At 46.0% G+C, this 14,416-nt stretch carries 15 protein-coding genes; all 15 read left to right on the top strand.

What is annotated here, in order from left to right:
• Positions 1–212: 212 nt before the first annotated feature.
• The 15 genes from FYJ57_RS05545 (at position 213) to FYJ57_RS05475 (ending at position 14,396) form a co-directional block, all read left to right on the top strand.
• Complete coding sequence (locus tag FYJ57_RS05545; RefSeq protein WP_154431918.1) at positions 213–1,961, top strand: ammonium transporter; 1,749 nt, start codon at positions 213–215, stop codon at positions 1,959–1,961.
• A gap of 218 nt (positions 1,962–2,179) precedes the next feature.
• Positions 2,180–3,370: an FtsW/RodA/SpoVE family cell cycle protein gene (locus FYJ57_RS05540; protein WP_022173065.1), complete on the top strand. Its 1,191-nt coding sequence runs from the start codon at positions 2,180–2,182 to the stop codon at positions 3,368–3,370.
• A 167-nt stretch (positions 3,371–3,537) separates the two neighbouring features.
• Positions 3,538–3,771 carry an acyl carrier protein gene (gene acpP / locus FYJ57_RS05535; RefSeq protein WP_022173064.1) on the top strand — a complete coding sequence of 78 codons (234 nt, stop codon included), beginning with the start codon at positions 3,538–3,540 and terminating at the stop codon, positions 3,769–3,771.
• A 96-nt stretch (positions 3,772–3,867) separates the two neighbouring features.
• Positions 3,868–5,316, top strand: coding sequence for a glutamate--tRNA ligase (gene gltX, locus FYJ57_RS05530; RefSeq protein ID WP_154431916.1), 1,449 nt, complete (start codon positions 3,868–3,870; stop codon positions 5,314–5,316).
• Between the two features lie 109 nt (positions 5,317–5,425).
• Positions 5,426–7,288, top strand: a complete 1,863-nt coding sequence (locus FYJ57_RS05525; RefSeq protein WP_154431914.1) for an ATP-dependent helicase — start codon at positions 5,426–5,428, stop codon at positions 7,286–7,288.
• Complete coding sequence (locus tag FYJ57_RS05520) at positions 7,278–7,850, top strand: 4'-phosphopantetheinyl transferase family protein (protein ID WP_205839921.1); 573 nt, start codon at positions 7,278–7,280, stop codon at positions 7,848–7,850. The genes FYJ57_RS05525 and FYJ57_RS05520 overlap by 11 nt, the downstream gene beginning before the upstream one ends.
• A gap of 48 nt (positions 7,851–7,898) precedes the next feature.
• Entirely contained in the window at positions 7,899–8,867 is a 969-nt protein-coding gene (gene spoIIIAA / locus FYJ57_RS05515; RefSeq protein ID WP_154431910.1) for a stage III sporulation protein AA, read from the top strand.
• Entirely contained in the window at positions 8,861–9,379 is a 519-nt protein-coding gene (locus tag FYJ57_RS05510) for a stage III sporulation protein AB (RefSeq protein WP_154431908.1), read from the top strand. Before spoIIIAA ends, FYJ57_RS05510 begins: the two co-directional genes overlap by 7 nt.
• 14 nt (positions 9,380–9,393) lie before the next feature.
• The gene (gene spoIIIAC / locus FYJ57_RS05505; protein WP_022173058.1) at positions 9,394–9,588 is read left to right on the top strand and encodes a stage III sporulation protein AC; all 195 of its coding nucleotides are present in this window, start codon (positions 9,394–9,396) and stop codon (positions 9,586–9,588) included.
• A 21-nt stretch (positions 9,589–9,609) separates the two neighbouring features.
• On the top strand, positions 9,610–9,996 hold the full coding sequence (locus FYJ57_RS05500) for a SpoIIIAC/SpoIIIAD family protein (protein WP_106492274.1): 387 nt from the start codon (positions 9,610–9,612) through the stop codon (positions 9,994–9,996).
• Positions 9,997–10,021: 25 nt separating this feature from the next.
• Positions 10,022–11,143, top strand: coding sequence for a stage III sporulation protein AE (locus FYJ57_RS05495; RefSeq protein ID WP_205839920.1), 1,122 nt, complete (start codon positions 10,022–10,024; stop codon positions 11,141–11,143).
• 36 nt (positions 11,144–11,179) lie between these two features.
• On the top strand, positions 11,180–11,701 hold the full coding sequence (locus tag FYJ57_RS05490; RefSeq protein WP_022173055.1) for a stage III sporulation protein AF: 522 nt from the start codon (positions 11,180–11,182) through the stop codon (positions 11,699–11,701).
• 3 nt (positions 11,702–11,704) lie between these two features.
• Positions 11,705–12,271, top strand: coding sequence for a SpoIIIAG-related protein (locus FYJ57_RS05485; RefSeq protein ID WP_022173054.1), 567 nt, complete (start codon positions 11,705–11,707; stop codon positions 12,269–12,271).
• 33 nt (positions 12,272–12,304) lie between these two features.
• On the top strand, positions 12,305–13,012 hold the full coding sequence (locus FYJ57_RS05480) for a SpoIIIAH-like family protein (protein ID WP_118574242.1): 708 nt from the start codon (positions 12,305–12,307) through the stop codon (positions 13,010–13,012).
• A gap of 73 nt (positions 13,013–13,085) precedes the next feature.
• Positions 13,086–14,396, top strand: a complete 1,311-nt coding sequence (locus FYJ57_RS05475) for a vWA domain-containing protein (RefSeq protein WP_235904438.1) — start codon at positions 13,086–13,088, stop codon at positions 14,394–14,396.
• Positions 14,397–14,416: the final 20 nt, after the last annotated feature.

Raw genomic sequence — 14,416 nt, 5'->3', positions numbered from 1 at the left:
ATACACCCATACAAAGCAAAGGCGCTATGGAAAAACATCCGTAGTGCCTTTTGTCGTATTAAAGAAAATCGCACACTCTGTTTTCGATGATACGGCAGGGCTTGAAAAAAGCGAAACAACGGCGTTTTGCAGCTTCTTATCTTATATTATATATAGAAGCAAAGCGTCGTTGTTTCGCTTTTTTCATTACAAAGAAAGAGGAGGACAAAAGTATGACAGAAGAAATTATGGAAGTTCTGAACGGTCAGGTATTTGGCGTATGGTTCCTGATCGGTGCTGCACTGGTATTCTGGATGCAGGCAGGATTCGCGATGGTAGAGGCAGGTTTCACCAGAGCGAAAAACACTGGTAACATTATCATGAAAAACCTGATGGATTTTTGTATTGGTACCTGTACCTTTATCCTGATAGGTTTCAGCCTGTTACTGGGAGAAGATATGGTAGGGCTGATCGGAAAGCCGGGATTTGATATTTTTACAAGTTATGCAGATTTTGACTGGTCTAACTTCGTATTCAACCTGGTATTCTGTGCAACAACCGCAACTATTGTTTCCGGAGCTATGGCTGAAAGAACAAAATTCTTATCCTATTGTATTTACTCCGGTGTGATCTCCGCACTGATTTATCCGATCGAAGCACACTGGATCTGGGGCGGCGGCTGGCTTGCCCAGATGGGATTCCATGATTTTGCAGGATCCTGTGCGATTCATATGGTAGGTGGTATCTCCGCACTGATCGGTGCCAAGATTCTTGGGCCGCGTATCGGAAAATTCACGAAAGATAAATCCGGAAAAATCACAAAAGTCAATGCATTTCCGGGACACAACCTGGCAATCGGTGCACTTGGTGTATTTATCCTGTGGCTTGGCTGGTATGGATTTAACGGCGCAGCAGCAACATCTGTGGAACAGCTTGGTTCTATTTTCGTAACAACAACCATCGCTCCGGCGATCGCAACCGTAACCTGTATGATCTTTACCTGGGTTCGTTACGGAAAACCAGATGTATCTATGTGTCTGAACGCATCTCTGGCAGGTCTGGTAGCTATTACAGCTCCTTGTGATGTTACAGATGCTCTGGGAGCAATCATTATCGGTATCGTAGCAGGTCTGCTGGTAGTATTCGGTGTATGGTTCCTTGACTATGTATTACGTGTAGATGACCCGGTTGGTGCAGTAGCAGTTCATTGCTTAAATGGTATCTGGGGAACTATTTCCGTTGGTTTGTTCGCAACCACATCCGCACCTGGAAATGATGATCTGGTCGGTCTATTCTACGGCGGTGGATTTACTCTTCTTGGAAAACAGCTGATCGGTTTTGCAGCAGTAGCATCATGGACCGTAGTAACAATCACCATCACTTTCCTTGTGATCCGTGCTGTTGTAGGCTTGAGAGTTACCGAGGAAGAGGAAATCGTAGGTCTGGATGCAATGGAACATGGTCTGGCATCTGCTTACTCAGGATTCAGTATCATGGATGTTTCCAACACCATGATGATGGATGTCAATGAAAATACAAACCTTGGTACAGATGATTACAAAGCAGCATCTGATGCACAGAAAAATGCAGCAGTTAAAGTAGTAAAAGCTCCGGCAGCAGCAGATACCGGTATGTATAAAGTAGTTATCATCTCGAAACTGTCAAGATATGACAAACTGAGAAAAGCTATGAACGATCTGGGTGTCACCGGTATGACCGTTACACAGGTTATGGGCTGTGGCGTTCAGAAAGGTGCCGGCGAGAAATACCGTGGTGTTGAAATCGATGCAACCCTGCTTCCAAAAGTAAAAGTAGAAGTGGTAGTCAGCAGCATTCCGGTCGATCAGGTCATCGAAGCTGCAAAGAAAGTTCTGTATACCGGACATATCGGCGATGGCAAGATCTTTGTATACAATGTTGACAGAGTCGTAAAAGTCCGCACCGGTGAAGAAGATACGGATGCACTGCAGGATGTAGAATAAAAAGTAAACATTCTCCTTAGATAAAACAGAACCTCCGGACATCTCAGAAACATAAAAAAAGAGATGTCTGGGGGTTTTTTTCTCTTTTTAATAGTGATATACTTAACAAAGATATCCGGCTGAAACCTCCGGCAGGATACCGGAGCGTGGAAGAGGTATATAGGAAAATCATTTTCAGACACGCTCAAGGGGAGCATGGAAAGAAATGAGGGTATTACATGGAACAAAAAGAGAAAAAAAGAAGAAAAAAGAAAAGCAACCGGGGGGCATATTATGATTATAATCTTCTTGCGATTGTAATTCTGCTGATCTGCTTCGGGCTGATTATGTTATACAGTACCAGTGCGTATGAAGCACAGATGAAATTTCATGGAGATGATATGTATTATTTCCGCAGGCAGGCACTGATCAGTGTGGGAGCGATCGCTGTTGCCATCTTTATTTCAAAATGGGATTATCATCTGATGATTCCATTCGCAGGAACTTTGTACCTGATATCAGTTGTACTGATGGCGATGGTGCGGTTTACTCCATTTGGAGTGGAAGCCTATGGTTCCAGACGATGGTTAAAGCTGGGTATTCAGTTTCAGCCGGCAGAGATAGCCAAGATAGCGATTATTATTTATATGCCTATACTTGTTATCAAGATGGGAAAACAGGTAAAGCAATTGAGGGCAGTAATCTGGCTGCTGATCTTTGGTATGATACAGGCGGGTGCGGCTTTTGTTTTTACGGATAATCTGAGTACCGGTATGATTATCGGAGGAATCGCCGTCGTTATGATTTTTATTGCACATCCGAAAACAAAGCCTTTTGTTGTACTGGCTCTCGGTACCAGCGTGGTGGCAGGAAGTGTCATTGCTTACATGGGTATGACGATGACTACCAGTGATAACTTTCGTATCCGAAGAATCTTATCCTGGCTGCATCCGGAGGCCAATATGTCATCCGGCGGCTACCAGGTGCTGCAGGGACTGTATGCAATCGGAAGCGGCGGCTTTTTCGGAAAAGGACTTGGCAACAGTGCGCAGAAGCTGGGAACGATTCCTGAGGCGCAGAATGATATGATCTTTTCGATTGTATGTGAGGAACTGGGAGTTTTCGGTGCGGCATTATTACTGCTGATGTTTGGGTATCTGTTATACCGGCTGTTTTTTATCGCGCAGAATGCGCCGGACCTTTATGGAACGCTGGTTGTGACAGGAATCTTTGTACATATTGCATTGCAGGTAATCCTGAACCTTTGCGTAGTATTGAATCTGATGCCTACAACCGGTATCACGCTTCCATTTGTCAGTTACGGAGGTACGTCGATCCTGTTTTTGATGGCAGAGATGGGAATTGCCCTGAGTGTGTCGGGAAGGATCCAGACGACGGGAGAAGACATCACGGAGGCAGAAACAGCATAAATTCTGTGCACTGCGAAGCGTGTTACTGAGAATAGAGGGAACAGTAACAGAGAAATAAAGTTTTTTGCATATTTTCCTGAATGGGTTGACAAATGATTTTATAATAGATATACTTTCGTTAAACAAAGGCGTAAAGTCGAAAATGCTTTATGAAGGAGATAAAAGATATGCTTGAAAAAATGAGAGAGATTATTGCAGAGCAGTTGAACTGTGATGGTGAGACAATTGGTCTTGACACCTCATTTAAAGATGATCTGGGAGCAGATTCACTGGATTTATTTGAACTGGTTATGGCTCTGGAAGAAGAATACGGACTGGAGATTCCGGCAGAGGAATTGTCAGATGTGGAAACCGTCGGAGACATAATTGAATACTTAAAAAACAAAGGTGTGGAGGATTAATTCCACACCTTTTACCTTGAATAGGATAAGGATCGTGCGTGTGCAAAACACACAGCAATCCGGGACATTTACATTATAAAACAGGAGCGAAATATTATGAGCACAGTAAAAACAAGATTTGCACCAAGCCCTACCGGAAGAATGCACGTAGGAAACTTAAGAACGGCATTATATGCATATCTGATCGCAAAACATGAAGGCGGAAAGTTCATGCTGCGTATCGAGGATACCGACCAGGAACGTTTTATGGAAGGTGCACTTGATATCATCTACCGTACTCTGGCAAAGACGGGTCTGGTACATGATGAAGGTCCGGACAAAGATGGGGGTGTAGGCCCTTATGTGCAGAGTGAGAGACAGGCACAGGGTCTGTATCTGAAATATGCAAAAAAACTGATCGAGCAGGGAGACGCTTACTATTGCTTCTGCGATAAAGAACGTCTGGAAAGTTTGAAGACAGAAGTAGCAGGAAAAGAGATCACCGTATACGACAAACACTGTCTGCATCTGTCCAAAGAAGAAATCGAGGCAAACCTGGCAGCAGGAAAACCATACGTTATTCGTATCAATATGCCGACCGAAGGAACCACAACTTTCCATGATGAGCTGTACGGAGATATTACAGTAGAAAATAACGAATTGGATGATATGATTCTGATCAAATCTGACGGATATCCGACCTACAACTTTGCAAATGTTATCGATGATCATCTGATGGGAATTACTCATGTAGTAAGAGGAAACGAATATCTGTCCTCTGCACCGAAGTACAACCGTCTGTATGAAGCATTTGGATGGGAGATCCCAAAATACATCCACTGCCCGCTGATCACAAACGAAGATCATCAGAAACTGTCCAAACGCTGCGGCCATTCTTCTTATGAAGATCTGCTGGATCAGGGATTCCTGACTGAAGCAATCGTAAACTTTGTGGCACTTCTTGGATGGAGTCCGTCTTCCGACAATGAGATCTTCTCTCTGGAAGAACTGGTAAAAGAATTCGATTACCACAGAATCAGCAAATCTCCTGCAGTTTTTGACATGGTAAAACTTCGCTGGATGAACGGCGAATACATGAAGAAGATGGAGGATGACAAATTCTATGAGATGGCTCTGCCGTATCTGAAAGAAGTGATCACAAGAGATCTGGACTTCCACAAGATCGCTGCTATGGTAAAAACAAGAATCGAAGTATTTCCGGATATCAAAGATCAGGTGGATTTCTTTGAAAAGGTACCGGAATATGAGACATCCATGTATGTGCATAAAAAGATGAAAACCAATGAAGAAACTTCTCTGCAGGTACTCAGGGAAGTACAGCCGTTACTGGAGGCACAGGAAGATTTCAGCAACGATGCACTGTTTGAGATGCTTTCCGCTTACGCAAAAGAGCATGGTTACAAAGTTGGTTATGTGATGTGGCCGATCCGTACCGCTCTTTCCGGAAAACAGATGACACCGGCAGGCGCCACAGAGATTCTGGAAGTACTCGGAAAAGAAGAGAGTCTTGTAAGAATCCAGGCGGCCATTGACAAACTGAACTAACTATGCAGCAGGTAGTATTCCGCGAGGTGTTTTGGCATGGTTCTGCCAGAATCCCTCACGGTTACAAGCTGACGAAAGCAGCAGAATAATTCCCATATGGAGGGAAAGAATGGAGTTTAACAGGGAACAGCAGCAGGCAATGGAACATAAAGATGGTCCGATGCTTGTACTTGCCGGACCGGGATCCGGCAAAACGGAAGTTATTATCCGCCGTACCCGTAAACTGATTCAGAATTATCAGGTCGCTCCTTCATCTATCCTGGTGGTCACCTTTACCAAGGCGGCAGCAGGACAGATGAGGGAGCGATTTTTACACCTGTGCGGAGTGGAAAAAAGTCAGGTGACTTTTGGTACATTCCATGGAATCTTTTACGGTATTCTCCGGCAGGCGTACGGTATCACATCGGCAAATATCGCCGGTGAAGAAATAAAATATCAGATTTTACGACAGATTTTACAGAATTCTTCCCTGCAGATGGAAGACGAAAATGACCTGCTGGAATCGCTGGCAAGAGAGATCAGCACGGTAAAAAACGGTCGGATCCCGTTGAGCCACTATTATTCGGCAAGCTGTCCGGATGAGCAGTTTCGGAAAATCTATGAGACATACGAAAAACGGCTGCACGGGAAACGATTGCTGGACTTTGATGATCTGCTGGTGTACTGCTACCAATTATTTCAGAAACATCCGGATATTTTGCAGGCATGGCAGAAAAAGTTCCGGTATATCCTGATTGATGAGTTTCAGGATGTCAACCAGCTGCAATATGATATTGTCCGGCTTCTGGCACTTCCGGAGAATAATCTGTTTCTGGTAGGTGACGATGACCAGTCGATCTATCGGTTCCGTGGAGCCAGACCGGAGATCATGCTGCAGATTCCGAAGGATTTTCCACAATTGAAGCAGGTGATCCTGAAACAGAATTATCGCTGTACCGGAGAAATAGTAGAAAAATCCCAGAATGTGATCCGTTGGAATGATGCGAGATATGAAAAACAGTTGTTTACGGAAAATGATAAGGGAAAACCGCTCGAGATACGGACATTTGAAAATGAGAGCGAGGAGACGACTTGGTTGTTAAAGCAGATTCAGAAGGATCTGGCGGAAGGGTGTCCGCACAAAGAGATTGCGATTCTATTCCGTACCAATCATAATTGCAGAATGACAGTGGAACGGCTGATGGAGTACAACATTCCGTTTACCATGAGGGATGTCCTGCCGAATCTGTACGAACACTGGCTGGCAAAAAATATGGTTGCTTATATGCGTCTGGCAATGGGCGGTCGGGAGAGAAAGGATTTTCTTGCCGTCATGAACCGTCCGAACCGATATCTGTCCAGGGAAGCATTTTATGAGAAAGAAGTGCCATTTGAGATTCTGTATCAGTTTTACGAGGGAAAAGAATGGATGTGTGACCGGATCGAGAAGTTCGAGCATGATCTGAAAATGATGAAAAATATGGCACCGTTTGCAGCTATTAATTATATCCGGTATGGGATCGGCTATGACCAGTTCCTGAAAGAATATGCACAGTATAGGAAGATCAAAGTGGAAGAACTGTATGATCTTCTGCGGGAGATCCAGGAGAGCGCAAAAGGGTATAAAACATTTCAGGAATGGTTTGATTCCATGGATGCGTACAAAGAAAAACTCAAAGAACAGTCGGAGAAAGTGCGCCGGCAGGAGGGAATCGTTGTATCGACCCTGCACAGTGCCAAGGGACTGGAATTTGAGAGGGTGTATATTCTGGATGTCAACGAGGGCTGTATGCCATATCAGAAAGCGATTCTGGATCCGGAGATCGAAGAAGAACGAAGAATGTTCTATGTCGGCATGACAAGAGCAAAGAAAGAACTGCATCTGTATGCAGTGGAGGAGAGGTTCGGAAAGAAGATGGAACCTTCCCGTTTTCTGGTGGAACTGGAAGAAGCACCGAAGCGTGGCAACGGAGGGCAGAAAAATGGAAAATAATGCAAATGAAGCACATGTTTTTTGGAAGTCCCCGGATCAGCAGACAGAAGTCTGGATGAAACAGGTCAGTGGAAAAACACCGGAAGAGAAGAAAGAACAGTCCCGGTCGGGATATCGTCTGTTAGCAGAAATGATAAAAACAAGATATGCGTATGATCTGGAGAAAGAGACCGATTCGGTAATGCGAACAGAGACGGGAAAACCATATCTGCGTCTGCATCCGGAACTTTTTTTCAATATCAGCCATTCGGGAGAATGGATCGCCTGTGTGCTGGGAAATGTCCCTGTGGGGATTGATATCCAGTATCACAGAGAAATAAAATTGGAACAGACAGCCAGAAAAATCTGTACACCGGATGAGTGGAAAACTTTTATGCAGGCGGGTACGGAGAAAGGAAAAAAGGATTTTCTGTTTCAGATCTGGACAAAAAAAGAAAGCTATCTGAAGTTTACCGGGGATGGGATCCGCAGGGAGTTGTGCGAGATTTCTTACGAGGAATGCATCTTTTACCAGTTGACGATGCCGGATGAGTATTCCGGTATGATTTGCGTGGGGAAATAGTTCTATTTACAGTCTGTCCACATATAGTAAAGGTAAGAGGTGATGTACATGAAACGGGAGGAAGTTATCCGTCTGTTTCCGGAGCGTATCCGAAAAATCTTACAGCAGGCGTACTGGAATCCACAGGGGTTACAGGAGATTCGTCTTCGGGCAGGGAAACCGTTGATCTTATGGCAGGACGGACAGGAATATTTTGTGGCAGAGCAGGGATTTCTGACGAGACATAGGGAACAGGCATGTATCGTATCACAGGAAGACATCCGAAGAACCATGGAGACGGTAGGAACATATTCCCTCTATGCTTATGAAGAGGAATTAAAACAGGGATTTTTGACGATACAGGGTGGGCATCGGGTTGGTGTGGCTGGAAAAGCGATCATGGAAGAGCAGAAGGTAAAAGGACTTTCCCAGATTTCCTGCATCAATATCCGGTTTGCACACCAGATTACCGGTTGTGCGGATATGGTGATTCCGTATGTGACGGAAGATGGAAAACTGTGTCATACACTCATTATTTCCCCACCGGGCTGTGGGAAAACAACATTGCTGCGGGATCTGGTACGACAGATTTCTGATGGCTGGGAGACCTTCCCGGGCAATACGGTAGGCGTGGTGGATGAACGGTCAGAGATTGGTGGCAGTTATCAGGGAATTCCGCAAAACGATGTGGGAATCCGTACCGATGTGCTGGACTGTTGCAGCAAGGCGGAAGGGATGGTCATGCTGCTTCGCTCAATGGCTCCGCAGGTGATCGCCGTGGATGAGATCGGCAATTATGAAGATATCCGTGCCATCGAGATGACACTAAACAGCGGATGCAAACTTCTGGCAACGGTTCACGGAAGTTCGATCGATGAGATCCAGAAAAAACCGCTGCTGGAACGACTGATAAAAGAACATGTTTTTGAACGCTATATCATCCTGCAAAAAGAAACGGCAGGAAAGATTGGAAAAGTCCGGGAAATCTATGATGAACGGGGAACCTGCCTGTACCAGAGGCAGAGATCTGTGTGTTAAAGGTCAGCGGTGCTCTGCTGGTATTTTTCGCCGGCTGGGGCATGGGAAACTGGAGGAGCAGACAGTATCAGCAGCGGATCAAAGACTTGCAGATATTACAGTTGATCATCAGCTGCCTGATCGGTGAAATTTCCTATGCGAGAAATACACTGCCGGAAGCATTTTCCAGGATCAGCGAGAAAGTGGCGTCCCCCTTTCGGGAATATCTGCAATCTGTTGCGAAACGGCTGAAAGAGCAGACCGGCGAAACCTTTGTACGGATCCTGAAAGAGCAGGAGCAGACGGTGCGGGAAAAAACCAGTCTCCGGGAAGAAGACTGGGACCTGTTTTTACAGACCCTCGGGCATCTTGGATATCTGGATGCAAAGATGCAGATACAGCTTCTTGAGAGCGGAAGGACAGAACTTGCAATGCGGGAAGAAAAACTGCGGCATCAGCTGCCGGAACAGAAAAGAGTGTGGCAAAGCCTCGGGATCCTGGGGGGAGCCTTTCTGGTGGTGATCCTTATCTGAGACGGGAGGCGGTTGTGGAAGTCGGGATTATATTTAAAATCGGTGCAGTGGGGATTCTGGTATCCGTCCTGAGCCTTGTGTTAAAACACAGCGGGCGGGAAGATCAGGCGTTTTTAACCAGTCTTGCCGGGCTTGTGCTGGTATTGTTTTGGGTACTCCCTTATATTTATGATCTTTTTGAAACCGTAAAAAAATTATTTGCCCTGTAGGCAGGCGGGGAGGATGGCGATATGGAAATTATCCGGATCGGTGCGGCGGGTATCGCCTGTGTACTGGCTGCGATCTTTATGAAAACAGCAAAGCCGGAATACTCGGTTTATCTGACAATGGCGGCCGGACTCTTTATTCTGGCATTTGCGGTGGGAAAGTTCAGTTATCTGTATGAATCCCTGAAAAAAATACAACAATATGTACCTGTAGATACTACATATATGAATATCCTTATGAAAATGATCGGTATCACCTATATCGGTCAGTTCTCGGCAGGAATCTGTAAGGATGCGGGCTATTCCGCAGTAGCGGGACAGATCGAGATCTACGAACGCCTGGCAGTACTGGCGATCAGTATGCCGATTCTTACCGCACTGCTGGAGACGATCCATGGGTTTCTGGGATAGGAAAAAGAGTGGGAAAATACTGAAAATGGCAGTCTTCAGTCTGTTCCTGCTCTTTTTTTGTACCCGGACCTGTGTGTATGCTGCAGAAAATCAGGACTTTTCACGAGAGGAAGAAGCACTGGGAGAACTGGATCTGAAAGAGGTGGAGATGGCGGTGGATCAGCTCCTGGAAGAAAAGCAGAGTATGCGAGGGATGATCCGGGACATCCTGAAAAGCGGACAGGCATTTTCCGCCGAGCAATGGAAAGCAGTGATCCAACGGGGCGTGTGGGATGCCATGGGAATCCAAAAAGAAACCTGTGTGCACATTCTGGTGCTGGTGCTTCTGTCAGCAGTGTTCTGTCATCTGTCAGGTGTTTTTCAGAACAATCAGATCGGAGATATTTCTTTTTATATGATCTATCTGTTGTTATTTTTACTGCTTCTGCAGGCATTTGATGAGATGACCGGTCAGATGGAAAGACTGCTTGAGGGTGTGGCGGTATTTATGAAAGCACTGCTTCCGGCGTATTATATTGCGCTGACCGGGGCATGCGGTGTGGCAACTGCGACAGCATTTTACCAGATGATTCTGATTCTGATTTTTCTCACAGAGAAGATCCTGTTACTTTTTCTTCTTCCGGCGATCCGGATGTATCTGGTGCTGGAACTGATCAATTTCCTTACAAAAGAAGAATTCTTATCAAAAATGACCGAACTTTTAAAGAACGGAATCCTCTGGGCATTGAAATCCATGATCGGCGTGATCGTGGGAATCCAGCTGATCCAGCGTATGATCTCACCGGCTGTTGATACCTTGAAGCGATCAGTGATCGGCAGGACAGCCGGAGCGATTCCCGGAGTGGGTAACCTGTTTTCCGGGGTTACGGAAGTAGTACTCGGATCGGCAGTGCTGATTAAAAACGGTCTTGGTGCAGCGGCGATCGTGATCCTTCTGCTGGCGGGTGCAGCGCCTCTTTGCCGAATGGGAATCAGCGCACTTGCCTATCAGCTTCTGGCTGCTGTGGTGCAGCCGGTGACGGACAAGCGGATGGTAGGGTGCATCCACACGATGGGAGAGAGTCTTGGGCTGCTGGTGAGGCTTCTGCTGACCATGGAGATTCTGTTTTTGCTGACCATAGCGATTCTGGCAGGTTCCCTGCAATAAAAAGGGAATTACAAAAAGACGGGGGGAGGAAGAACATTGGAATGGCTTGCCCGTTGGGTGCGCAATCTGGCGTTTTATTTTATTTTCCTTTCAGTACTGATGAACGTGATCCCACAGGGAGAAGAACGAAAATATATCCGCTTTTTTATGGGACTTTTGCTGATATTGGTATTGATCCAACCGTTATTGACCGTCGGACAACTGGAACAGATACTCTCCTGGGAGACACTTTCGGAAGGAATCCGGCAGGAATATGAGGACTTTTCAATGGAGAAAAAATACCTGGAACAGGAAGGAAAGGATTATGTACAGAAAAACTGCCAGAAAGAGATGGAAAGACAGATAAAAACACTGCTGGAGCAGCTGTCTTACGAGAGCACTGAAGTAAGGGTGGACTTTTTTAACGGGGAGGAACTGGATGTGAAAGAGATCCGTTGTGTGATCCGGCGTGCGGACGGGAATCCCCCCGGAGAAGGTGAGCCTGACCAGGTAAAAAGAAAACTTGCACAAGTCTATAATCTTCCGGAAGGGAATATAAATATAAAGATACAGGAGTAGACTATGAAGGAGAGAGTGTTTGCAGCAGTCAGGGAGATGAAACGGGAGCAGTGGCTGATCTGTGGGCTGGCAGGTCTTTTACTTCTTGTGATTGCCGCTCCTGTAAAACAAAAGGAGCAAAAAAAGACACAGGAAAAGACAACAGTTTCGCAGACACAGGAGCAGACCGACGATCAGATCCGGCAGTCTTATGAAAAACAGCTGGAGAGCGTACTGTCGCAGGTAGAAGGTGTGGGTGCAGTACAGGTGGCGGTGGCGATGGAATCTACCGGGAAGAAACAGGTGGAAAAAGACAGTCCGGAGGATACCAGTACTTCCAGTGAAAAAGGAGATTCCGGGACGCAGCGGAGCAGTCAGACGGTAACCACGGGGGAAACTACAGTATACGAGGATACCGGAGACGGGGGACAGACACCCTATATATCCTCAAGTACCTATCCGGAGATCCGCGGCGTGATTGTCGTGGCACAGGGAGGCGGAAACCCGGTGATCGTACAACAGATCCAGGAGGCGGTGATAGCATTGTTTCACGTCGAAGCCCACGAAATCAAAGTGTTAAAAATGAAATGAGACCCGTCAAAATGAATAAAAAGGAGAGCAGCAGTGAAAAAAATATTTAAAAAGAATCAGATCATTATCACGGCTCTGGCAGTAATGATTGCTGCAGCAGGCTATATCAGCTATTCCGATGCACAATTAAAAGGGAAAAAAGATAAGACTGCAAAGACCGAGACCTCCAGTGAGACGGAAACTTCGGTCAATATGGATCAGGTTCTGCAGGATATGGAAAATCTGGATCTAGATGTTACGGATGAGACCGGTGCGGCGACTGCCGGCGATGGTACAGATGCCACGGCTTCCGGTGAAGAATCATCCGGCACAGAATCACAGCCCCAGGAGACACCGGGGGAGGCTGTTCTGACAGGTGCTTCTACATATATGGCCCAGGCGCGTATCGAACGGGAACAGATTCGCTCCCAGAATAAAGAATCTCTGTTATCGATCATCAACAACGAAGCCCTTTCCGAGACAGAAAAAGAAAGTGCAATCGCCAGTATGGTAAATATGACTGATCTTGTGGAGAAAGAAGCTGCGGCAGAACTGCTTCTCGAAGCGAAAGGATTTCCTGATGTGGTTGTGAATCTGACCGGAGAGACAGCAGACATTGTAGTACCGGATACCAAGGTGGACGATGCCAGCAGAGCGCAGATCGAGGATATCGTAAAACGGAAAACCGGTATTGCGGCAGAAAATATTGTGATCACGCCGATGAGCAGCCAGACGGAAGACGGAACACAGGAAAATCAGTAAAAGGATCTGCTTGTAAATTAAAATAAAGGGTGCTACGATGGATAGAGAATACAAAAAACGGTGATGTATACAAATGAATGAACAACAACATCTGGAAGAAGTAATCGGACGTTTTCTGCAAAATACCCGGGAAAACGAAGAAATATCAAAAGAGGAAGCAATCTATCTGAAACGCAGGATCCGTCCCGCCATGGAATATCTGATCGTACAGGAAAATATCGATGGAATGAAAAAAATGGCAGACAGGGGATGGTTTGGAGAGCAGGAACTGAACGGTTTTCTGAGCAGGGCGGGAGAACTGAAAAAATGGGATGCCTTCCGTGTATTGCTGGCGTGGAAGAACCATATTTCAACAAAAGAAAAATCTCCGAATACAGCGACGAAACAGGAGCTGATCACCGGCCTGATGAAACACTGCAAAAATGAGTTATGCTGGCGGTATCCGGAGCTTGGCAGGGCGCTGCTGGAGCTCCGGGTGCAGCCGGATGAGCAGGTAACCGCTATGAGGACAGACGGGGAGAGCCTGTATGTGAATCCTGAGTATCTGATTCACCGTTTCGGAGAGAATCCGGAGAACGTATATGAAGAATATCTCCGGTTGATTCGTCAGTGCATCGAGATGCCGGAAAGTTTCGGAAAAGAGACAGAGAAACAGAAAGCAATCTGTAAAAAATGGAAAGAGATCGCAAAAGAACTTGCGATTACCTATGGCGCAGGAGGAAAACGAAGAGGCGAGAACCGTGGTGGTCAGAAAGAAGAACTTTCCGAAATTGAGAAAGGAAAATATGACTACCGACGGTTTTTACGCCGTTTTACTGTTACAAGAGAGGAGATGAAACTGGATCAGGATGCCTTTGACCCGGTTGCTTATTATTATGGGATGGAACGGTATGGAAATCTTCCCATGATAGAGCCTCTCGAAACCCGGGAGGGGAACCGGCTGGAGGAACTGGTAATTGCCATAGATACCTCCGGATCCTGTAAAAAAGAAATGGTAGCCCGTTTCCTTGGAGAAACCAGAAGGATTCTGGAAGAAAAGGAAAATTTTTTTGAGAACTGGAAAGTATGCCTGATCCAGTGTGACAGTTTTATTCAGGAAAAAGTGATGATCCATTCCGCAAAAGAATGGGAAGCGTACCGGGAACAGCTGGTGATCCACGGAAGAGGAGGAACCGATTTTCGCCCGGTGTTCGAGGAAGTAGAACGGATGCGGGAGAAAAGAGAATTCAGCGACCTGAAAGCACTGATTTACTTCACCGACGGTGACGGGATCTATCCGGAGAAGAAGCCGGATTATGAGACGGCATTTGTATTTGTAAAAAAGAGTGAGAAGATGGACCGGGTACCGGGATGGGCAAAAAAACTGCTGGTGACAGAACAATAATACAGGGGAAAGAGAAAACG

Origin of the sequence: Oliverpabstia intestinalis (assembly GCF_009696065.1) — a bacterium.
GTDB lineage: Bacteria > Bacillota > Clostridia > Lachnospirales > Lachnospiraceae > Oliverpabstia > Oliverpabstia intestinalis.
This window is presented reverse-complemented; position numbering and strand designations above follow the sequence as displayed.